The sequence below is a fragment of the Orlajensenia flava genome (assembly GCF_004801905.1).
In the GTDB taxonomy this organism is placed as follows: domain Bacteria; phylum Actinomycetota; class Actinomycetes; order Actinomycetales; family Microbacteriaceae; genus Orlajensenia; species Orlajensenia flava.
In genome coordinates this window covers 215,578-236,865 of the sequence record NZ_SSSN01000003.1, presented here as the reverse complement: position 1 = coordinate 236,865, position 21,288 = coordinate 215,578, and the positions used below count along the sequence as shown (strand labels likewise).

Sequence of the window (21,288 nt, the reverse complement as noted above, 5' to 3'; positions counted from 1 at the left end):
GGCTGATCACATGCTGATCGGCGCCGTCGCGCTCGCCGTGCTGGCCGTCGCGCTCGCGTGGCCCATCCCCATCGCCCTCGCCCGCGCCGCCTGGCCGGTCGACAATCCGGCCACCGCCCTCGTGCTGTGGCAGGCGATCGCCCTCGGCGGTGGACTGTCGATGTTCGGATCGCTCCTCGGATTCGGGCTGGCCGGCACCGGTGCGAACCTGCCCCACGCGGGCGCGGACCTTCTCGCCGCAGCGTTCACCGGTCCGTTGCCGTCCGCCTACGGAGCCATCCAGCTCTTCCTCCTCAGCGCAGCGGCGCTTCTCGCACTCGACCTGCTCGTGAATCTGGTGGACACGGCGGTGAGAGCAGAGCGCGAACGGCGCCGGCACCGCGACCTCATCGCGTTGCTCACCGCTCCGCACGCCGACCGCGCCCGGGTGCGCGTCATCGAGCACCCCGCCCCGGTGGCGTACTGCCTCCCCGGTGCGCGGACGGTCACCGTGCTCTCGAACGGCCTCATCGAGCTGTTGGACGCGGACCGGCTGCGGGCCGTCCTGGCCCACGAGGACGCCCACCTGCGCCAGCAGCACCACCTCATGCTCCTGGCCTTCCGCTCCTGGCGACGGGCTCTCCCGTGGTTCCCGATCGCCACGCGTGCCGAGCGGTCGGTCGGCTTGCTCGTCGAGCTGCTGGCCGACGACCAGGCCGTACGGCAGGCCGACGCCGAGACCCTCGCGGCGGCGATCGAGCAGGTGGGCAGCGGATGGGAGGCCGCGGAAGACGCCACGACGTCCGCCGCGGGCAGGTCCGTCGCCTCCGCGATGGCCGTGCGCATCCGTCGGCTCCGCGTGAACGGTCGGCCTCTGACCCGGGCGGCGCGCCTCGGCGTACTCGCGGCATCCGTCGGTCTTGTTGCGGTACCCGCGGGCTACCTCGTCGCTCTCATGATCTGATCGGGCAGCCGCCCTATGCTCGGGGGCGTGAACGATGCCCTCACCTGGATCCTCGACGCGGTGCAGTCCGTCGATCCGGTGCTGCGGACGCTCATGGCCGGAGTGGGCATGCTGCTCGAGACCTCGATCCTGATCGGACTCGTGGTGCCGGGCGACTCGATCGTGCTCGTGGCAGGAACAGCCGTCGACGGGCCGGTGCAGTACTTCGCGCTCGTCGCGGCCGTCGTGGTCGGAGCCCTCGCCGGCGAGAGCATCGGCTTCGCGCTCGGCCGGTGGTTCGGCCCGCGCATCCGGGCGAGCCGGCTCGGCGCTCGCATCGGCGAGGCCAACTGGTCGCGCGCAGAGCGCTACATCGCACGCCGCGGCGGCATCGCCGTGTTCATCTCGCGCTTCCTGCCCGTGCTGCACTCACTCGTGCCCGTCACCGTCGGGACGAGCCCGATGCGCTACCGCACCTTCATGGCCTGGACGGCGCCCGCGAGCGTGATCTGGGCGTCCGCCTACGTGTCCGTGGCGTCCGCCGCCGCCGGTAGTTTCCGCGAGCTCAGCTCGGAGCTGCACGTGGCCGGCTACATCTTCGTCGGCATCATCGCCGTCTTCCTCATCGGCGTCATGGTGGTCAAGAAGCTCCTCGGACGCTCCGAGAAGCGCCACATGGACGACGATGAGGACGTGGAGGCATCCACGACGGGCCCGCTGACAACCGCATCATTGCCGACGACATCGCTGCCGACGACGGAGGGGCCGGATGCCTGACGCATCCGACCCCTCCTCGTGAATCCGGCTCTTAGAGCCCGGCCTTCTTCAACCAGTCCTTCGCGGCGGTCTCGGCGGATGCCTTCTCGTCGCCCTCGACCCGGTTGCGCAGGTCGATGAGGTCGTCGGTTGTCAGCTTGGCCGAGATGGCGTCGAGCGTCTTCTCGAGCTTGTCCGACGCGATCTTCTTGCTGAGCAGCGGCACGATGTTCTGTGCGGCGATGAGGTTCTCGGGGTCATCGAGCACCACGAGGTCCTTGGCCTTCAGGTCGGGCGACGTCGTGTAGATGTCGGCGACCTGCACCGTGTTGTCCGTCAGCGCCTTGACCGTGTCGGGTCCGCCGAAGTCCTCGTAGGGCACGAACGTGACCTGGCTCACCTTGTACGTCGAGGCGAGGCCCGGGATGCCGTACCCGAGGGTCGCGAACTGGGGGTTCGCTCCCAGGCTGAACGGCTGCACCTTGCTGAGGTCGCCGATCGCCTTGAGGTCGTTCTTCTTGGCGAAGTCGCTCGTGACGACGTAGGCGTCCTTGTCCTCGGCGGGTGCCGACTTGTAGACCGTGAGCTTATCCTTGGCGACGGCGTCGCCCAGGGCAGCGTCGACGTCCTTGGTGGTGCGCTCGGTGAAGTCGGTCTTGTAGTACGCCAACAGGTTGCCGTTGTACTCCGGAATCAGGTTGATCGAACCGTCCTGGAGAGCCGGGATGGTCTGCTGGCGCGGGCCGATGTTGAACTTGGTCGACACGTCGAAGCCCTTCGCCTTCAGCTCCTGCGCGTAGATCTGCCCGAGGATCTCGCTCTCGGGGAAGGCGAACGACCCGACGACGATCGCGTCGCCGCTGCCCCCTCCCGAACCGGTGTCTGGAGCGGTGGGGTCCCCTTGTGAACACCCTGCCAGAGCCACGACGGCTCCGACCGCGATAACGCCTACGGCGATCCGGCCCTTCTTGAAAATGCTCATGGTCCATTCCCTTCATGGATCGGTGTTCCCACCGTCGCCAACGGGCCGGATGCCCGTCGGCGAAGTCGTGTGCGCCCAGTCTCCACGGCGCCACCGACACCCGGAGTGGCCGTGAGGCGTTGGATGAGGGCGAAGACGCCGTCGACGAGGAGGGCGAGGATGGTGACGAGGATCGCGCCGCCCAGAATCTCGTCGTAGTCGTTCAGTCCGATGCCGCTCGAGATGATGCGGCCGAGACCGCCGAGCCCCACATAGGAGGCGATCGTCACGGTGGCGATCACCTGCAGCACGCCGGCTCGCAGGCCGCCGATGATGAGCGGCAGTGAGAGCGGGATCTCGACGCGGGTGAGGATCTGCATCTCCGTCATCCCGCTCGCCCGCGAGGCGTCGATCGTCTGCCGATCCACCGACTCGAGTCCGGAGTATGCCCCGGCGAGAATCGACGGGATGGCGAGCAGGACGAGGGCGATCATCGTTCCGAGGAAGTTGGCCGTCGTTCCCACCAGCGAGTAGCCGAGCACCATGGTGAGGAAGACCAGGACGCCAATCGTCGGCAGCGCGCGCATGGCTCCGGTGAAACTGATGACGAACTGCCGCCCCTTGCCCGTGTGCCCGATGTAGAAGCCGAGAGGAAGAGCGATGGCCGCCGCAATGAGCACGGCGATGAAGGTGTACAGCAGGTGCTCGCCGAGGCGGTCCTGGATGGGCAGCGGTGACTGGCTGCCGGGCGTCCAGTTGGCCGGGTCGAAGATCCACAGGAAGGCGTTCACGAAGAGGTTCACGCGGCACCGCCTGTCGTGACGGTCAGCGAGACGGTCTCGGAATCGGCCGAACGCCGCGTCCGATCCTTTCGACTCCACGGCAACAGGATTCGCCCGAGAAGAACCAGCACCAGGTCGAAGACGAGTGCGATGAGGAGGCTCGCGACGATTCCGGTCACGACCTCCTCGAGCAGTCCCCGCTGCTTGCCGTTGAAGAACAGGTAGCCGAGGTTCTCCGAGCCGATGAGCACGCCGACCGAGACGAGAGCGATGGTCGACACCGACACGACGCGCATGCCCGCGAGCAACACCGGCCCGGCCAGGGGGAACTCGACGCGCCAGAACTGCTGCCACTTCGAATAGCCCATCGCGAGCGAGGCCTGCTTGACGTCGACCGAGACGGAGCTGAAGGCATCCGCCGCCGCCCTCACCATGATGGCCACCGCGTAGATCGACAGCGCGACGATGAGGTTGGTGTCACTGAGCACCTTCGTGCCGATGATCGCCGGCAGGATGACGAAGAGCGGGAGCGACGGGATGGTGTAGAGCAGGCTCGTGCTCGTGATGATCACGCCGCGCGCCGCGCGTCCCGTCGCGGCCAGGCGACCCAGAGGCACCGCGATGACGAACCCCGCGATGATCGGGATGATGCTCAGTCGCACATGGTTGAGCGTCAGCTCCACGACCATGTCGAAGTTGCTGAACAGCCAGTTCACGACGGGCTCGCCGCCCCGGTGGAAGCGCGGCTCTCGTCGTCGGAGAGGAGTCCCGCCGGGCGTCCTGACGCGTCCACCACCATGACCTGCCCCGTCTCGGGGTTGCGTGGCTCGAGGTGCAGCTGCCGCTGACCGCGGTCGGCGCCGATGAACGACGCGACGAACTCGTCAGCCGGATTGCCGAGTACCTCGGATGGCGTGCCGACCTGGGCGACGATGCCCCCCGTGCGGAAGATGACCACCTGGTCGGCGAGGGCGAACGCCTCGTCGATGTCATGGGTCACGAAGACCACCGTCTTGTCGAGGTCCTTCTGCAGTCGCTTGAGCTCGCGCTGCAGCTCGAGCCTCACGATGGGATCGACCGCGCCGAACGGCTCGTCCATGAGGAGGATGTTCGGGTCGGCAGCCAACGCACGAGCCACCCCGACGCGCTGCTGCTGACCGCCCGAGAGCTGACGCGGGTACTTCGTCGCGAGCGAACGGTCCAGGCCGACGGTGTCGAGCAGCTCGAGGGCGTGCTCCCGCGCCTCGCCGCGCGGGACGCCGCGCAGCACGGGGACCGTTGCCACGTTGTCGACGATGCGCCGGTGCGGCAGGAGTCCACCGTTCTGCATGACGTAGCCGATGCGGCGACGCAGCTGGACGGGGTTCTCCTTCGCGACGTCGTCACCGTCGATGACGACCTGTCCGGCCGTGGGGTCGACCATGCGGTTGATCATCCGCAGCAGGGTGGTCTTCCCCGAACCGGACGAGCCGACGAAGACGGTGGTCTGGCGCGAGGGGATGACGATCGAGAAGTCATCGACCGCGAGGGTACCGTCGGGAAAGCGTTTCGACACCGAGCGGAACTCGATCATGGTTGCGTCGTCTCCTCGGGGGTCGGGCGGCATTCACCACAACTACACAAACACCATTCGCAGCCGAAGGGGTAGGGGATTGCAAACTGTGTCGCAGTTGTGACAAGGGAGAACAGAGGGGGCGCAACCGTATTCCGGATGCGCCCCCTCACCTCCGTGGACCTGATCAGACCGCGGCGAGCTCCGAGCTCAGGTAGTCGCGGACGACGCGGCGGCATTCCTCGATGTAGCGCTCGTCGCCGGCACGATCGAATGCGAAGGCCCGCGACAGGATGGCGTCGGCCATCTCCACGGCGATCTCGAGGCGGAAGTCGAGCTCGGCGTCGTGGGTGATGCCGATGGCCTCCTCGAGAATGTCGGCCAGGCGCTTCGCGAGGTGGGGCTCGGCCTCCTCCGCGCTGAGCGGCATGCGCTCACGATCGATGAAGTGCATGATGCGGAAGCCGGGCTCCGAGCGGTACAGCTCGACGAAAGCCGTGATGCCGCTGTCCACCGCGTCCCACACGCTCGTGGGGCCGGCCGCGCGCATGAGCTGCATGCTGCGGAGGCGGAAGCGCTGAACCGCCCGCTCGCGCAGGGCGACCAGCACGGCGATGCGGTCGGGGAAGTAGCGGTAGACCGTGCCGATCGCGGCACCGGCACGCTCGGCGATCATGGCTGTCGTGAGGCGGTCGAAGCCGATCTCGTCGACGATCTCGGCGGCCGAATCGAGCAGTCGGTTCAACCGGTCGGCGCTGCGCTGCTGGATGGGCTCGGTACGCACCCGAGTGGGAAGTGGGGCGTCGACCCCAGAGATGTCGCCGATGGGCACTGGTCCTCCTAGAACTGCAACCGCACCATCTTAGGTGAGCGGATCGGGCTCCGGATGCGCAATGGGACGACGCGGTGCCCGCGCATGCGAAACTGGTGCATATGCCGCAGACGCCTGACTCCACCCGCCGGCCGGCGGTGCGATCGACCAACCGCGCGGCACGTCTCGAGGACTGGTTCCACGCCTACCGCGAGCGCTGGGCTCGACGCCACGGTCGCGTGCCGACGATCATCCCCTACGCCGGATACGGCTCGACGGAGCGGGCGCGCGTCCTGTGCCGCGTGCTCCTTCTGAAGCCGGCTCGGCCGGCATCCTCCCCCCCGACCCAGGCGGACCGCCGCCGCGCCCTGCGTCGCGAGCAACTGCGCGGATGGCGCAGCTTCATCAGCTGTCCGGTCGCGTTCGCGCCGGTCACCATCGAACTCGGTGGAGAGTCATTCGACGTGCTCGCCGACCGCGGCGGCGTGATCGACACGGACGTCCTGGTGACCTCCGAGCCCGGTTGGCAGGTCGCGCGACTGGCCACGACGGTGGGGGAACCGGTCGAGGCACCGGTGCGGATCGTCCCGCCCGACGTCCGATTCGGAATCGTGTCGGACATAGACGACACCGTCATGGTGACCGCCCTGCCCCGTCCCCTGCTGGCCGCCTGGAACACCTTCGTGCTCAGCGAGCACGCGCGCACGCCGACGCCGGGAATGGCGGTCCTGATGGAACGCCTCGCCGCCGCCCACCCCGGAGCGCCGGTGATCTACCTCTCGACGGGCGCGTGGAACGTCGCCCCTGCGCTCACGCGCTTCCTCTCCCGCAACCTCTACCCCGCCGGTCCCCTGCTGCTGACCGACTGGGGACCGACGCACGACCGATGGTTCCGCAGCGGGCGGGCCCATAAGAAGGAGAACCTGCAGAGGCTCTCCGCCGAATTCCCCGACATCCGCTGGCTGCTCATCGGAGATGACGGACAGCACGACGAGACCGTGTACCGGGAGTTCGAGCTCGCGCACCCCGATAACGTGGCTGCCGTCGCCATCCGCGAGTTGACCCCCGGCGAGGCCGTCCTGGCCGGCGGCGGACTCTCCAAGGCCGAGCCCGTCGAACGCGGCGTCGACTGGGTCTACGCGCCCGACGGCTCCGGCCTCGCCGACCAGCTCGGGGAACTCGACCTCGTCTGAGCGAGGACCGCCTCCTCCCGCCGTAGCAGAGAATCTCGGCTCTCAACAGGGGTATGAGCCCCCTCTCGGTGACTGTGCACCGTCGTTAGCGTTATCGCGAGCGGCGCAACCAGCCGGCATCTGGCGTGGGGAGAGCAGTGGGCGGCTACGGCGACGACGAGGATGTCCGAACGATGGATCGCATCACCTTCCCCTCCGGGATCGAGCAACTCGCCGACTCCGCCCTGTGCCCGGCGTGCTTCGCCGCACTGATCGGCAGCGACTGTCCGGCCTGCGGCCTCGATGTGCGCGGCGGATCGGCCGCCGAACTCCTGCGCCGCTCCACCGATGCGGCGGATGCGCTGCGGGATCGCGTCAGGTTGATCCGCGCGCTACGCAATGAGGCGCTGGTGGCTCGGACGTCCGAAACCTCGGTACGCGTGGCCGTCGGGCCGGCGTCCCTGGATCCGATCGCAGCGTCCCCCTCAGCAGCACCACCTGCCATGCCGCCGCAGGCAGGTATGCCTTCTCTCTCAGCACCGCGCGGCCGCCCGCGACGGCGGTCCAGCGTTCAACTGGTGCTGCTCGTCGTGGGCGTCAGCCTCGTGACGATCGCTGGCATCTTCTTCCTCACCGTGGCCTGGATCCAGAACGGTCTCGCCTTCCGGTCGGCGATCGTCGCGGTGGCGACGGTGGTCGCACTCCTGCTCGCATCCTGGCTGCGCCGCCGATCGCTCGCGGCGACCGCCGAAGGGATCGGCGTCGTGTTCGTCGCACTGGTCTACCTCGACGCCTGGGCCGTCCGGGCGAACGGGATGTTCGGAGCCGACACCCCGCCGGCCGTCCAGTACTGGGGCTTCGCGCTCACGGCATCCGCTCTCCTTTTCATCTGCTGGTTCCTCGTCGCCCGGGTACGGACGGGAAGCGTCATGGGACTCGGCACGATCGCGATCGGGCCGGCTCTCCTAACGGCCGACGTCGCCTCCTCCTCGAGCTCGGACCTCGCGGTGCAGTTCTACGTCGGTTCGATGACGGCACTCGTGATCAGCCTGCTCTGGGTCACGACACCGAGGTTCGCGGCCCGTTCCGCCTCCGAGACGGGGCTCCGCGCGGAACGGCTCGTTCTCGGCGCGACCGGGGCTGCCGCTGCCGCGGTCGCGCTGCTTTCCAGCCTCTTCCTCTCTCCCCAGCAGCCGTGGGCGCCGGCCCTGACGCTGGGGCTGCTGGCGGCGGTGGCCGGCGCGCACGCCACCGCCCTCGTCCGGTCGGCCGACCGGAGGGTCATCGGGACGCTGGTGTTCGCCCTCGTCGCACTCCTTCCGTCCATCGCCGTCGCGGCCGTCGCGTCTCGCGCCGAGAACGCCGTCGCCGCCACGTGGGTGGGGATCCTGCTGCCGGTCGCGGTCGCGGCGACCGCCGAGCGACTCTCGGCCTCCGGCGGAGGGGGTCTGCGAGCCGCGCTGGTGGGAATCGCGAGCGGCTCCGCCGTGGCGGCGGTCGTCACGAGCGTCATCGGGGTGTCCGTCGCCGCGACGCCCCTCGGCGACGCCCTGCTCCGCGGCGTGCCTTGGCTGACCTACCCCTACTCCACCAACCTCTGGATGGATGAGCCGTGGACGGTCGTGGACCCACCCTCGGCGGAGGCGGTGGCCGCCGTTGCGGCGTTGGCGTCGGCCGCAGCGCTGCTGTTGGTGTTCTGGTCGGCGGTGCGGAGTCCGGCCTTCCGGAGTCTCGATACGCCTCGTGTCCTGACTCTGTCGTGGTTCGCGGTCATCGTCTCCTGCCTCGCCATCCCGCTGCTGTCGGCCCCGGCGGCGATCGTCGTCTGCGCGCTCGGCGGCGCGGTCATCGCTGTCGCGGTCCGACGCCTCGCCCCACTCCGCCGGGTGTTCCGCTGGCCGCTCGAGGCCGCGGCGGTCGGCTGGAGCGCCATCGGGTACATCGTGTCGTTCGCCGAGGCGTGGAGTTGGCTGGCGGCATCCGTCGGTGTCGTCGCGGTCGTGCTGCTGCTCCGGCCGAGGCGGGTCGACCACGGCGTGATCGCGCGGGCCCTCCTCTTGGCGGACGCCTACGGATTCGCGGTCGTGACCGCGTTGGTCGCCGTCGGCCCTGTGTCCGTCATCGTCGCTCAACCGGTGACGGACGGCCGACCGGTGGCGCTCGCCACCGCGGCGACGCTATGGGCACTGTCCGCACTTCCACTTGGGCGATTCGCGACGCCGCGCGAACGCGACGCCGCCGGTCTCGTCGCGGCCTTCTTTGGTGCGGTCCTGGTGGCGGTGTTGATCGTTGACCCGACGGATCGCCGCGCGGACGTCACCATCGTGCTCGCCGCGGTCGGCGCAACCGCAGCCGTCGCGTTGTGGCTCCTGCTGCCCGCGAACCGTCAAGCTCGCCCAGCAGACGAGCGCGCGCTCCTGGGACGATCCGTCGCCGCGATCCTGCTCGGACCGGTACTGGTCGGACTCGCCGTCGCCGTCCTTCGTCTCGTGTCGCGGGAGCTCACGGTCGACGCGACGGCGATCGTCATCGCGACCTCGGTCGCCGGCATCCTCGCCGCTGTCGCCGGACTGGTGTCCGCCCGCCGTGAGCCCCGGTTGCGGAGCGGCATCGACGGAGGCGCCGCAGCCAGCCTCGCGGTTCCCTTCGTCATGACAGGGCTTTCCGCAGGATGGATTCTCCTGCTCATGGCCGCCGTGGCGACCCTCCTGTTCGCCCTCTCCCCGGACGGCCTGTTCCGCTCTCGGGGAATGCGACGACACCTCGGCTGGGTGGCCCTCGCGCTCGCGACTGCAGCCGTGTGGACCCGGCTGTCCGAGTGGGGCCAGACAACGGTGGAGTTCTACGTCCTCCCTGCGGGCGTCGCCCTCCTGACGATCGCCATCCTCCTCTGGGTGCGACGACCCTCGGATTCCGCGCGACGGGACGTCGCGGTCGTGGCCTTCGCTGGACTGATCGTCATGATCGCTCCGCTCGCGGTCGCCGACACCGACTCGACCCACCGATCCGTCACCGTGGGCATCGTCTCCGCGTTGCTCGTACTGCTTCCGTTCGCGCTCGTTGACGGGGGACGCGGGTCGATCGTGAGGGCGAGCCTGATGGCGGCCGGCGTGGTGGGCGTTGCCCTCACCGTCGCCGTCCACGCCTCGCAAGCGGGCGGCATCCTCTGGATCGGCGTCGGCTTCGTCGTCCTCGCCGTCGGCTCTTTCGCGCTGGCCCGTCACGCGCGGGAAGCAGCCCAGACGCCGCTCGCCCGCGCATCCGTTCTGCTGCTCTCCGCGTCGATCGCGCTCTGCGGACTGCTGGCGTTCGCCAATGCCGACATCGGACCGGCCGGCGTATTCATCGCCTTCACGGTCGTCTCCGTGTCGGCCTCCGTCGGCGCAGCGGCATTCCTGATCGAACGACCTCCCTTCCTGCGGGCGGCGGGATGGACTGGCTACGCGGTGGCCGCTGCTGCCGCCGTCTGGACGGTCGTCGACGGAGTGGCCGACCCGTTCGAGGTCGTCACTGTTCCGTTGGCCTGCACGATGCTCGTGCACGGCTGGATCGCGCTCTCGCGGTCGCGGCTCGGCAGTTGGACCCTGCTGGGTCCTGGCCTGGCCGTCCTGCTGATCCCGGGCCTGATCGCCGACCTCGGCGTCTCACCGCTCTGGGGGGTCGTTGGCCTCGGCGTCGTCAGCCTCTGCGTCGTGCTGGTCGGACTGCGGTGGCATCTCCAGGCGCCGTTCCTCCTCGGCAGCGTCGTCCTGGTCGCTCATGCGACCGCCCAGCTCTGGCCGTGGATTCGCACCTCCTACGAGGCGGTGCCGTGGTGGGCGTGGCTCGGCCTCGGCGGCGCCCTCCTCATCGTGCTGGCCGCCCGCTACGAGAACCGACTCCGCAACGTGCGCTCGATCGTGCTGCGGGTTTCGGCGCTGCGCTGACCGGCTGGCGGAAGCAGCGTCAGAGCGTCGTGTGGGTGAACCGACCGCCGAGCAGGGTGGCGCTCACGGGCATGACGCGGAGCTCGTCGACCGTCGCGGCGAACGGGTCGGCGTCGAGGATCGCGAGGTCGGCGACCGCCCCGACCTCGATGATGGACCGGGTCGAGGCGAGGAGGGCTTCGGAGGCCGTGATGGCCTGCTCCGGATGCCACGGCGGTAGCCCGTCGCGGCTGCGACCGACGGCCGCTGCCATGGCGACCCACGGATCCAGGGGCGCGACCGGTGCGTCCGATCCGAGCGCCAGTCGCGCGCCGGCGTCGAGCAGGCTCCTCAGCATGAAGGCCCGTCCCGTGCGTCCCGCCCAGAAGTGATCCGCCACCCCTCGGTCGTCCATGGCGTGCTCGGGTTGTACGCTCGCGACGACGCCGAGCTCGCCGAACCGGCGGACGTCTCCCTCGGCGAGCAACTGAGCGTGCTCGATGGAACCGGCGATGCCGACGGCGGCGAGAGCGTCGAGTGCCAGCGCGTTGGCGTGATCGCCGATGGCGTGCACGGCGGCGGTGAGGCCGATCTCCCGCGCCCGGGTCAACAATGGCACCAGCTGATCCGGCGGAACGGTGAGCAACCCGTAGCGTTCCTCGCCGCCCAAGCCCGGGTAGGCGTCGAAGCAGTAGGCCGTGCGGGTGTTGAGCGATCCATCCGTGATGACCTTGAACGAGCCGACTCGCACGAGCCCGTCGCCGCCATCCAGAAACTCGCCCGTCTGCAGGCCCTCGGCTGCCGCGCGTTCCAGATGTTGCGGGTAGATGCCGAACTCCACACGCAGCGCGTCCGCACCACGCCCGACGCGTCGCCGCCAGGTCTCCGCGTTCCACGCCATCTCGAAGTCGACGATGCCCACCACGCCTCGACGAGACGCCTCCGTCGCTGCCTCGGCCGCCCACCGATCGCTGACCTCGACGGACACGTTCTCGAGCGAGCGGACGACTGCGAATGCCGCTTCCTCGCGCAACAAGCCTGTGGGGTGGTTGGCGAGGCCGTGAGCCGCCAGTGCCGCCGAGTTCAGCCATGCGCTGTGCAGGTCGCCGCTGACGGCCACGACACTGACGCCGCCGGAGACCTCGTCGAGGATCGCGCGCGTCGGAGCATCCGCCCACAGCGCGTCGCGGAAGCCGAACGCCGTCACCTCCGTCGCGCCGGCCCGCACACGCTCGCCGACGACGGCGGCCAGGGCCTGCGCGGATGCGGCACCGGCGACGTCGAGGCGCCGGGCGGCGAGCGACCACTGGGTGAAGTGCACGTGGTTGTCCCACAACCCCGGGATGACCCAGCGGCCCGCGAGGTCGAGGTGCTCGCCACCGCGCCCGTCGGCGCCGGCGGGACGAATCGACCGGATGCGCTGGGCGTCGAGTTCGATGTCGACGACGGCATCCGTCCCCGGCAGCCGCGCCGAGCCGAGCGTGAGGCTCACGGCACGTCCGGGTGCACCCGGCGCATCTCGCGCGCGAGTTCGGCACTGGCGTACGGCCCGTCGCCCTCGAGTTCCGTGATGATGCGTTCCACCGTCGCAGCCGGGCGATTCTGGCTCATCTTGTCCTTGGCGACGAAACGCTCGACGTGCATGCGGAAGCCGACGGTCCCGGCCACGATCCGCTCCGCGTATGCTGCGTTCTCGACGGTCCCGCGCATGCGCCGCGGCTCCGGCATCCGATCCTCGAAGTGGTCGACCAGCCGATCGAGCACGGCCAGGTTGTCGGCGTCGCTCAGGATCTCCGGCGTCCCGTGCAGGTGGGCCACGACGAAGTTCCACGTTGGCACGGCGGGCTTGGCGTCGTACCAACCGGGCGAGATGTAGCCGTGGGCGCCCTGGATGACGACGAGCAGTGGATGCCGACCGAGTTCGAGCAGCTGTTCGTCGGGCCGGCCGACGTGGCTGAGCAGGACGATGCCCTCCGCGTCCTCGTCGAGGATGACCGGATAGTGCGACGCGACGAGTCCGTTCGTGGTCTCACTGACGAGTGTTGCCCACGGGTTCTCGCGGATCAGCCGCCTCACCCCGTCCTCGGAGGCGAGGGTGAACGACGGATTCTGCCTCATGACGCGCTCACGCCTGGCACCGCGGACACCAGTACAGCTTGCGGCCGCCGAGTTCTTCGAGCACGATGTGCGTTCCACACGTACGGCACGGCAGGCCCTCCCTCTTGTAGACCCAGTGGCGATCGGCACGGTTGGCCATCGCCGCACGATAGGCGTCGGCGTCGAGATCATCCATCGTCATCATCTGGCCGGTCTCGATGCCGAGGCGCAGCAGGTGCACCCAGTCGCGCCACAATCCTCGCGCGGTCTCCTCCGTCAGCTGTCGGCCGGGCGTGTGCGGGTTCAGTCGCGCCCGGTAGAGCATCTCGGCGCGGTAGACATTGCCGATTCCGCTGACGACCGTCTGGTCCATCAGCAGCAACGCGATCACCGTCGGCTTCCTGCGCACCGTCGAGACGAAGCGCTGCTCGTCGTCGGGGGTGTCGCCGTCCGCCGGATCGGGCCCGAGCCGATCGATGACCTCGGCCACGCGTGCCGCGTCGATCACCTCGCACGCGGTCGGGCCGCGGAGGTCGGCGCACACCTCATCCGTCAGCAGGCGTGCGCGCACCTGACCGACGGGTTCGGGCGGCCAGGTCTCCGACGGCGACTGGGCCTTCTCCGACTCAGCCATGCGCACGCGCGTGCGACGCGGGGCCCCGATGGAGTGCAGGGAGTTCTCGCCGGCGGAGTCGAGGATCGGCGCGTCCTCGTCGGATCCGCCGGGCGATACCGCGGGCAGCACCGTTCCTCGTTGATTGGTCTGCCCCATCCGTCCGTTGGCGGATGCGAGAGTCGCGTCCCACTGGATGTCGCCGGCGAAATCCCACGCTCCGTACATGCCCAGGTGCACGCGCAGCCACAGCCCGTTGGCGAACTCGAGGAACATCTGCTTGCCGACGGCATGGGCATCCGTCATCACCTGGCCGTCGATGAGGGCGGCGTCCGAGGCGAAGCGCCCCTGCGGGCTCGACACGGAGACCGCGCGGCCGACGAAGTTGGCCGCGAACTGGCGGGTGATGCGATGGACGGAGTGTCCCTCAGGCATCGACGACCTTGCCGGCGATGCGCCCGGTAGCCTCGTATTCGGCGATCTGGGCGATCCGTCGCACGTGGCGCTCCTCCTCGCTGAACGGCTCGGCGATGAACGTATCGATGAACGACGTCGCCTCCTCCACGGTGTGCTGACGTGCGCCGATCGAGATGACGTTGGCATCGTTGTGCTGCCGTGCCAGCAGTGCCGTGCTCTCGCTCCAGACCAGAGCGGCTCGGATGCCGGCGACCTTGTTGGCGGAGATCTGCTCGCCGTTGCCCGAACCGCCGAACACGACGCCGAGCGCATCGACGCCGGCCTGCTGGTCGCGGGCGACACCGACAGCGGCGTTGATGCAGAACGCCGGATAGTCGTCGATCGCGTCGTACGAGGTCGGTCCGTGATCGATCACTTCATGGCCGGCCGCGCCCAGATGCTCGATGAGATGACGAGAAAAGTCCAGACCGGCGTGATCGGTGGCGATGTGGATGCGCATGCCGTCAGTTTAGGGTTGGGAGTTGGACACAATCCGATCCAAGAGCCTGGGAGGCCGTGTTGCCCGGAGAGAACCTCACCCGCATCGAAGCAGAGGAGCGCGCCGCTCTCCTCGCCGTGCAGGACTACGACGTCGCGCTCGACCTCACCACGGGGCCCGAGACCTTCCGCAGCACCACCACGGTGCGTTTCAGCGCGAAGGACGGAGCATCGACGTTCATCGACGCGATCACGGCGACGGTGCACTCCGTCACCCTCAACGGCGCGTCGCTCGACGTCGCCGATGTCGCCGACGGGGTGCGCATCCGCCTCGACGGCCTACGGGCCGAGAACGAGCTGACCGTCGACGCCGACATGCGCTACACCAACACGGGCGAGGGCCTGCACCGCTTCGTCGACCCCGTCGACGACGAGGTCTACCTCTACAGCCAGTTCGAGGTACCGGACTCGCGCCGCATGTACGCGGTGTTCGAGCAGCCCGACCTCAAGGCGACCTTCCGCTTCACCGTGACGGCACCGGCCGTGTGGGAAGTGATCTCCAACTCCCCCACCCCCGAGCCGACGGATGCCGCAGACGGGGCGAAGACGTGGGCGTTCGAGCCGACCCACCGCATCTCCAGCTACATCACCGCGCTCATCGCTGGCCCGTACGCCGTCGTCCGCAGCGAGCTGACCAGCAGCGACGGCCGCGTCATCCCGCTCGGCATCTTCAGCCGCAAGAGCCTGTCGGAGTACCTCGACGCCGACTACATCTTCGAGAAGACCCGACAGGGCTTCGCCTACTACGAGGAGAAGTTCGGCGTCGCGTACCCGTTCACCAAGTACGACCAGTTGTTCGTGCCGGAGTTCAACGCCGGAGCCATGGAGAACGCGGGCGCGGTCACCTTCACCGAGGTGTACGTCTTCCGCTCCAAGGTGACCGACGCGATCAAGGAGCGTCGCGTCGTGACGATCCTGCACGAACTCGCCCACATGTGGTTCGGCGACCTCGTGACCATGAAGTGGTGGAACGACCTCTGGCTGAACGAGTCGTTCGCGGAGTGGGCGTCGACCATCGCGACGGCGGAGGCCACCGAGTGGACCGAGGCGTGGACGACGTTCAACGCCATGGAGAAGAGCTGGGCCTACCGCCAGGACCAGCTCCCGTCCACCCATCCGATCGTCGCGACCATCAACGACCTCGAGGACGTGCTGGTCAACTTCGACGGCATCACCTACGCCAAGGGCGGATCGGTGCTCAAGCAGCTGGTCGCGTGGGTCGGCATCGACGCGTTCTTCGCCGGCGTCTCGGCCTACTTCACCAAGCACGCGTGGGGCAACACCACGCTCTCCGACCTCCTCGCCGAGCTGGAGACCGCGAGCGGTCGCGACCTGTCGGACTGGGGCCGGCTGTGGCTCGAGACCGCCGGTGTCAACACGCTGCGGGCCGAGATCGAGACGACGGATGACGGTGCCATCACGTCGTTCGCCGTGCTCCAGAGTGCCGCCCCGGACTACCCCACCATCCGTCCGCACCGCCTCGCCATCGGGTTCTACGACCTGGTCGACGACAAGCTCGTGCGCACGCATCGCGTGGAGCTCGACGTCGACGGGGAGCGGACGGAGGTCGGCGAGCTCGTCGGTCGCGCTCGTCCTGCGCTCGTGCTGCTCAACGACGACGACCTCGCGTACGCCAAGATCCGCCTGGACGACGCGTCCCTCGCCGTCGCCATCGAGAGGCTCGACGCCATCGAGGACCCGCTGGCCCGGGCCCTCGTGTGGAGCTCGGCGTGGGACGCCACCCGCGACGCGGAGAGTTCCGCGAGCGATTTCGTGCGCCTCGTGCTGAACAACGTCGCCTCGGAGACCGAGTCGACCACGCTCCGCATCGTGCTGGCCAACGCCGTCCTCGCTGCCAGCGCCTACTCGGCGCCGGAGCACCGACCCGAGACCATCACCGCGGTCGCCGACACCTTCTGGGCGCTCGCCCAGCAGGCCGAGGCCGGCAGCGACGCCCAGTTCCAGTTCGTCAAGTACTTCGCATCGATCGCCGAGTCCTCCTCGCACGTCGAGGAACTGCTGGGCCTGTTCGAGGGCGACATCCGTCTGGACGGGCTGGAGATCGACACCGACCTCGGCTGGGAGCTGCTCATCGCGCTCGCGGCAGCAGGCAAGGCGGGCGACGCCGAGATCGATCAGCGGCTGGCGACGGATGACACCGCGACCGGCCGTCAGGCTGCCGCGCAGGCGCGAGCGGCGATCCCCACCGCCGAGGCCAAGCAGCGAGCCTGGGACTCGCTCGTGGCCGTCGACACGGCGCCGAACACGATCGTCCGCGTGACGGCGCTCGGCTTCCTGCGAGCCTCAGATCCGAGCCTGCTGAAGCCCTTCGTGAAGCAGTACTTCGACATGCTCGACATGGTCTGGGATCGCCGCAGCTACGCGATCGCGGAGAAGCTGGTCGACGGGCTCTACCCCTCTCCGCTGGCCGACCAGGAGCTCGTCGATGCGAGCCAGGACTGGCTCGACAGCCACGCCGATCGCCCGGCGGCCCTGCGACGGCTCGTCATCGAGAACCTGGCCGGCGTGCAGCGCGCCCTCCGCGCCCAGGCTCGCGACGCGGTAGCCGAGTAAGGCCTCCGCGATGCCCGCTGCCAACCTGACCAGAGTCGAGGCCGAGCGGCGGGCATCGCTCGTCCGGGTGCATGACTACGACGTCGAGCTCGACCTCACGACCGGGCCCGACACGTTCGCGAGCAGGACGGTGGTGCGGTTCTCCGCTTCCGCCGGTGCCGACGCCTTCGTCGAGCTGAACGCCGAGGCGCTGCGCTCCGCCGTGCTCAACGGCCGGCCGCTCGAACCGTCGGAGGTGTTCGACGGGTCGCGCATCCGCCTCGCCGACCTCGGCGACGAGAACGAGTTGATCGTCGAGTCCACGCAGTGCTACACGAACACGGGCGAGGGTCTGCATCGCTTCGTCGACCCCGTCGACGGCGCCGTCTACCTCTACACGGAGTTCGCCGTCGCCGAGGCGAACCGGGTGTTCGCGGTTTTCGACCAGCCCGACCTCAAGGCCGCTTTCCGCTTCACGGTGACGGCTCCGTCGGGTTGGCAGGTTCTCAGCAACGCGCCGACTCCCGCACCGGAATCACTCGGCGAGAGCGAGCGCTGGTCGTTCGCGTCGGGCCCGGTGATGTCGACCTACGTCGCCGCCATCATCGCGGGTCCCTATCGGCGCTGGGAGGGGTCGGCGACGACGACGGACGGCCGCACCATCCCGCTCGGACTGTTCACGCGCGCCTCGTTCGCCGAGCACGCCGAGCCCGAGGTCATGTTCGCCACGGTCGACGCGGGCATCCGCTTCTACGAGGCCGCCTACGGCGTTCCGTTCCCGTACGAGAAGTACGACCAGATCTTCGTGCCCGAGTACAACTGGGGTGCGATGGAGAACATCGGCGCCGTCACGTTCAACGAGTCGTACCTGTTCCGCTCGCGTGTGAGCGAGGCTCGGTTGCAGCAGCGCAGCATCGTCATCCTGCACGAGCTGTCGCACATGTGGTTCGGCAACCTCGTGACGATGAAGTGGTGGAACGATCTCTGGCTCAACGAGTCGTTCGCGACGTGGACGTCGATGGCGGCGACGGCAGCCGTCACCCCATTCACGGATGCGTGGGCCACCTTCACGAGCGTTGAGAAGACGGATGCCGCGGCCCAGGACCAGCTGCCGTCGACGCATCCGATCGTCGCGCGTATCGACGACCTGGAGGACGTCGAGGTCAACTTCGACGGCATCACCTACGACAAGGGCGCATCCGTCATCAAGCAGCTCGTCGCATGGGTCGGCATCGACGCCTTCCACGCCGGGGTCGGCGCCTACCTGCGAGCCCACGCGAACGGAAACGCGACCCTCAGAGACCTGCTCGACGAACTCGAGACATCCAGCGGCCGCGAGCTGACCGAGTGGTCCCGGCTCTGGCTCGAGACCGCCGGCGTGAACACCTTGCGCGTGCGGATGGAGACGGATGCCGAAAGGGTCATCACCGCCTTCGTCGTCGAGCAGTCCGCGTCCGTCGAGCAGCCGACGCTCCGCCCCCACCGCGTGGCCATCGGCTTCTACGATGACGGCGACGACGGCATCCGGCGGGTCCACCGCGTCGAGCTCGACATCGACGGAGCCGAGACGGCGGTGCCAGAACTCGTGGGCCCCAACCGGCCGGACCTCGTACTGCTCAACGACGACGACCTCACCTACGCCCAGATCCGGCTCGACGACGCCTCGCTCGCGGTGGCTCTCGACGGCCTCGGAGACATCCGCGACCCCGTCGCTCGTGCGCTGATCTGGGGGTCGGTGTGGGACGCCGTGCGTGACGGCGAGGTCGCCGCGTCGCAGTACGTGCACCTGGTGCTCGGCAACGTCGCTCGGGAGACCGAGTCGACGGCCCGGTCGACGGCGCTCGCCCAACTCGAACTCGCTGTGGAACGCTACCTCTCCCCCGCCCACGCCGAGCTCGTCGCGGCCGAGGCGGGCGACGCTCTGTGGGCGCTGTGCGAGCTGGCAACGGCCTCGTCCGACGAGCAGCTGCAGTTCGTGCGTTCCTTCGCCCGGGTGGCGAGGACCGGCGGGCAGCTCGACATCGTCGCCGGGCTCTGCGACGGATCCGTCGCGCTCGATGGGCTCGCCGTCGACACCGAACTGCGCTGGGAGTTGACGATCGCCCTGTCCGCAGGAGGGCGGGCATCCGTCGACGACATCGCGGCCGTGCTGGCGGGCGACGACACCGCGACGGGGCGCCTGCGTGCGGCGACCGCCGAAGCGGCCCGCCCCGATGCGGCCATCAAGGAGGAGGCGTGGGACCGGGTGGCGACGGACGCGTCGCTCTCCAACGACCTTGCGCGGGCGATCGCGAGCGGATGGGCGATGGCGCATCCGGTCGACCTGCTGGCGGGCAGTGTCGAGCCGTACTTCGCGATGCTGCAGAGCACCTGGGCGCAGCGCAGCTTCTCGATGGCGGCGCTGATCGTGAAACGCCTCTTCCCGGCGTCGCTCGTCACCCCGGAGACGGCCTCGGCGGCCCGAGCATGGCTTGCCGGGAACGAGACGCCCGCTCCGCTGCGCCGACTCGTGGCGGAGCAGTTGGCCGAGCTCGAGCGCGCGCTCGGGGCGCAGTCACGGGACGCCCAGACTCCGGCCGAGAGCGCTGCGTAGACTCGACGCGCTATGGATTGGAACACCTTCTGGGCCGACTTCGCCGCGAACGCACCCGATTTCTGGATGAGCGTGCTCGCCAAGGCGATCAACATCGCGGTCATCATCATCCTCGCCCTGCTGCTGCGGTGGATCCTCCGCGTCGTAATCGACCACGTCGTGAAGCGCATCGTGAGCGGGGTGAAGAAGGGCCAGCCGAGCGATGACACCCAGGCGATCGCCGCCGCGTCGCCGCTGGCCGCCGTCCGCATCGTGCAACGCACTCGCACGCTGGGGACGGTACTCGGCAACATCGTCAACGTCATCATCTTCATCGTCGCGGTGCTGCTGATCGTCGGCGTGATCGATGCGAGCATCATCGGCTCGTTCGCCCTGCTCAGCGCGGCGATCGGTGCCGGCCTCGGTTTCGGCGCCCAGAACATCGTCAAGGACGTGCTGGGCGGCATCTTCATGGTCACCGAGGACCAACTCGGTGTCGGCGACGTCGTGGACACCGGATCGGCGACGGGCGTGGTGGAGTCGGTCGGCATCCGCGTCACCCAGGTGCGCGACGTCAACGGGACCCTCTGGTACGTGCGCAACGGCGAGATCCTGCGCGTGGGCAACATGTCACAGGGCTGGGCGCGAGTGATCGTCGACCTGGCGGTGCCGTACGACGCCGACATCGACGCGGTAGAAGCCAAGATGCTCGAGACCGCGGAGGTGCTGGCCACGAGCGGCAAGTGGCGCAGCCGAGTGCTGGAGAAGCCCGAGATCTGGGGCCTCGAGTCGATCTCGGCCGAGGCGCTCGTCATCCGTGTCGTGATGAAGGTGCGCACCTCGGCCAAGGACGACGTCTCCCGCGAACTGCGGATGCGCCTCAAGCGTGCGCTCGACGAGATGGGCGTGCGGCTTCCGTCGCTCTCCACCGTCGTGCTGAGCGGGTTCGATGGAGCGACGAGCGTGAAGGGCGCCCGCCCGCCGAAGACCAAGCCGACTCCGCTGCTCACCGCTCCCGACACGATGCCGCGGCTCGGGCGCAAGCGTCGCCCGACCCTGCCAGAGGGGAGCGAGTCGTGAGCGAGTCCGGATCGGTGCACCTGCGAGCCGGCGAGAATGGCCAGCCGGTACTGCGCACCTTCTACGACGAGATCGGCGGACACGACACGTTCGTGCGCCTCGTCGACGGGTTCTATCGTGGAGTCGCCGATGACCCGGTCCTGCGGCCGATGTACCCGGAGGAAGACCTCGGGCCGGCGTCCGAACGCCTCACCCTGTTCCTGGAGCAGTACTGGGGAGGACCTGGCACCTACAGCGAGCAGCGCGGGCACCCTCGACTGCGGATGCGCCACAACCCGTTCCGCGTCAATCCCGACGCGCGCGACCGCTGGCTGGCGCACATGCGCGCCGCCGTCGACGGGTTGGGCCTGTCGCCCATCCACGAGGCCACCCTGTGGGACTATCTGGAGCGCGCAGCGTTCGCCATGGTGAACACGTTCGACGAGTGAGTCGAACACGCCATCTTCTCAACCCCCACCCACGACGAAGGAGTCGACGTGAGCACCTCCCCCGCCACGCATGAGAGTCCGCAGACGAGCGCCTCGGAGAGCGCGCGGACCCCGACGCGAGAGTCGGCCG

General features: G+C 69.0%; 17 protein-coding genes. 8 read left to right on the top strand and 9 right to left on the bottom strand.

Annotation, left to right across the window (positions count from 1 at the left end):
• Positions 1–10 precede the first annotated feature (10 nt).
• Together E6C70_RS02970 and E6C70_RS02965 are read left to right on the top strand one after the other, a co-directional pair.
• Entirely contained in the window at positions 11–943 is a 933-nt protein-coding gene (locus tag E6C70_RS02970; protein WP_136422080.1) for a M56 family metallopeptidase, read from the top strand.
• Between the two features lie 27 nt (positions 944–970).
• On the top strand, positions 971–1,699 hold the full coding sequence (locus E6C70_RS02965) for a DedA family protein (RefSeq protein WP_136422078.1): 729 nt from the start codon (positions 971–973) through the stop codon (positions 1,697–1,699).
• Positions 1,700–1,730: 31 nt separating this feature from the next.
• Here the strand turns inward: E6C70_RS02965 and E6C70_RS02960 are convergent, their stop codons facing one another.
• The 5 genes from E6C70_RS02960 to E6C70_RS02940 all read right to left on the bottom strand — a co-directional run bounded on the left by E6C70_RS02960 (position 1,731) and on the right by E6C70_RS02940 (position 5,805).
• Positions 1,731–2,660 carry an ABC transporter substrate-binding protein gene (locus E6C70_RS02960; RefSeq protein WP_136422076.1) on the bottom strand — a complete coding sequence of 310 codons (930 nt, stop codon included), beginning with the start codon at positions 2,658–2,660 and terminating at the stop codon, positions 1,731–1,733.
• Positions 2,657–3,442 carry an ABC transporter permease gene (locus E6C70_RS02955; protein WP_235833246.1) on the bottom strand — a complete coding sequence of 262 codons (786 nt, stop codon included), beginning with the start codon at positions 3,440–3,442 and terminating at the stop codon, positions 2,657–2,659. The genes E6C70_RS02960 and E6C70_RS02955 overlap by 4 nt, the downstream gene beginning before the upstream one ends.
• Complete coding sequence (locus E6C70_RS02950) at positions 3,439–4,137, bottom strand: ABC transporter permease (RefSeq protein ID WP_136422074.1); 699 nt, start codon at positions 4,135–4,137, stop codon at positions 3,439–3,441. The genes E6C70_RS02955 and E6C70_RS02950 overlap by 4 nt, the downstream gene beginning before the upstream one ends.
• A complete protein-coding gene (locus tag E6C70_RS02945) occupies positions 4,134–4,994 on the bottom strand; it encodes an ABC transporter ATP-binding protein (RefSeq protein ID WP_136422072.1) in 861 nt (286 codons plus the stop codon). The genes E6C70_RS02950 and E6C70_RS02945 overlap by 4 nt, the downstream gene beginning before the upstream one ends.
• Before the next feature lie 166 nt (positions 4,995–5,160).
• Positions 5,161–5,805, bottom strand: coding sequence for a TetR/AcrR family transcriptional regulator (locus tag E6C70_RS02940; RefSeq protein ID WP_136422069.1), 645 nt, complete (start codon positions 5,803–5,805; stop codon positions 5,161–5,163).
• A gap of 101 nt (positions 5,806–5,906) precedes the next feature.
• Here E6C70_RS02940 and E6C70_RS02935 point away from each other — a divergent pair, with 101 nt between their 5' ends.
• Together E6C70_RS02935 and E6C70_RS02930 are read left to right on the top strand one after the other, a co-directional pair.
• On the top strand, positions 5,907–6,977 hold the full coding sequence (locus E6C70_RS02935; protein ID WP_136422068.1) for an App1 family protein phosphatidate phosphatase: 1,071 nt from the start codon (positions 5,907–5,909) through the stop codon (positions 6,975–6,977).
• A gap of 173 nt (positions 6,978–7,150) precedes the next feature.
• A complete protein-coding gene (locus E6C70_RS02930) occupies positions 7,151–10,882 on the top strand; it encodes an SCO7613 C-terminal domain-containing membrane protein (protein ID WP_168770844.1) in 3,732 nt (1,243 codons plus the stop codon).
• Between the two features lie 19 nt (positions 10,883–10,901).
• Here E6C70_RS02930 and E6C70_RS02925 read toward each other — a convergent pair whose 3' ends face one another.
• Genes E6C70_RS02925 through E6C70_RS02910 form a run of 4 tightly spaced genes read right to left on the bottom strand, consistent with a single transcriptional unit; the run spans position 10,902 to position 14,487 of the window.
• Positions 10,902–12,353: an amidohydrolase gene (locus E6C70_RS02925; protein WP_136422063.1), complete on the bottom strand. Its 1,452-nt coding sequence runs from the start codon at positions 12,351–12,353 to the stop codon at positions 10,902–10,904.
• Complete coding sequence (locus E6C70_RS02920; RefSeq protein WP_136422060.1) at positions 12,350–12,979, bottom strand: FMN-binding negative transcriptional regulator; 630 nt, start codon at positions 12,977–12,979, stop codon at positions 12,350–12,352. Before E6C70_RS02920 ends, E6C70_RS02925 begins: the two co-directional genes overlap by 4 nt.
• Before the next feature lie 7 nt (positions 12,980–12,986).
• Complete coding sequence (locus tag E6C70_RS02915; RefSeq protein ID WP_136422058.1) at positions 12,987–14,006, bottom strand: Fpg/Nei family DNA glycosylase; 1,020 nt, start codon at positions 14,004–14,006, stop codon at positions 12,987–12,989.
• Positions 13,999–14,487, bottom strand: coding sequence for a ribose-5-phosphate isomerase (locus tag E6C70_RS02910; protein WP_136422055.1), 489 nt, complete (start codon positions 14,485–14,487; stop codon positions 13,999–14,001). The genes E6C70_RS02915 and E6C70_RS02910 overlap by 8 nt, the downstream gene beginning before the upstream one ends.
• A gap of 59 nt (positions 14,488–14,546) precedes the next feature.
• Between E6C70_RS02910 and pepN (E6C70_RS02905) the strand changes: the two genes are divergently transcribed.
• The 4 genes from pepN (E6C70_RS02905) to E6C70_RS02890 all read left to right on the top strand — a co-directional run bounded on the left by pepN (E6C70_RS02905) (position 14,547) and on the right by E6C70_RS02890 (position 21,158).
• Positions 14,547–17,099, top strand: a complete 2,553-nt coding sequence (gene pepN / locus E6C70_RS02905) for an aminopeptidase N (protein WP_136422054.1) — start codon at positions 14,547–14,549, stop codon at positions 17,097–17,099.
• 10 nt (positions 17,100–17,109) lie between these two features.
• Complete coding sequence (gene pepN / locus E6C70_RS02900) at positions 17,110–19,671, top strand: aminopeptidase N (protein ID WP_136422052.1); 2,562 nt, start codon at positions 17,110–17,112, stop codon at positions 19,669–19,671.
• 66 nt (positions 19,672–19,737) lie between these two features.
• The gene (locus tag E6C70_RS02895; RefSeq protein WP_207670049.1) at positions 19,738–20,730 is read left to right on the top strand and encodes a mechanosensitive ion channel family protein; all 993 of its coding nucleotides are present in this window, start codon (positions 19,738–19,740) and stop codon (positions 20,728–20,730) included.
• A complete protein-coding gene (locus E6C70_RS02890; protein ID WP_407921011.1) occupies positions 20,727–21,158 on the top strand; it encodes a globin in 432 nt (143 codons plus the stop codon). The genes E6C70_RS02895 and E6C70_RS02890 overlap by 4 nt, the downstream gene beginning before the upstream one ends.
• The last annotated feature ends 130 nt before the right edge of the window (positions 21,159–21,288 follow it).

Bases quoted from the DNA above. Each gene is read 5' to 3' on its own strand.
- E6C70_RS02970 (WP_136422080.1), top strand. From the start codon at position 11: ATGCTGATCGGCGCCGTCGCGCTCGCCGTGCTGGCCGTCGCGCTCGCG.
- E6C70_RS02960 (WP_136422076.1), bottom strand. From the start codon at position 2,660: ATGAGCATTTTCAAGAAGGGCCGGATCGCCGTAGGCGTTATCGCGGTC.
- E6C70_RS02945 (WP_136422072.1), bottom strand. From the start codon at position 4,994: ATGATCGAGTTCCGCTCGGTGTCGAAACGCTTTCCCGACGGTACCCTC.
- E6C70_RS02935 (WP_136422068.1), top strand. From the start codon at position 5,907: ATGCCGCAGACGCCTGACTCCACCCGCCGGCCGGCGGTGCGATCGACC.
- E6C70_RS02930 (WP_168770844.1), top strand. From the start codon at position 7,151: ATGGATCGCATCACCTTCCCCTCCGGGATCGAGCAACTCGCCGACTCC.
- E6C70_RS02920 (WP_136422060.1), bottom strand. From the start codon at position 12,979: ATGAGGCAGAATCCGTCGTTCACCCTCGCCTCCGAGGACGGGGTGAGG.
- E6C70_RS02915 (WP_136422058.1), bottom strand. From the start codon at position 14,006: ATGCCTGAGGGACACTCCGTCCATCGCATCACCCGCCAGTTCGCGGCC.
- E6C70_RS02910 (WP_136422055.1), bottom strand. From the start codon at position 14,487: ATGCGCATCCACATCGCCACCGATCACGCCGGTCTGGACTTTTCTCGT.
- pepN (WP_136422052.1), top strand. From the start codon at position 17,110: ATGCCCGCTGCCAACCTGACCAGAGTCGAGGCCGAGCGGCGGGCATCG.
- E6C70_RS02895 (WP_207670049.1), top strand. From the start codon at position 19,738: ATGAGCGTGCTCGCCAAGGCGATCAACATCGCGGTCATCATCATCCTC.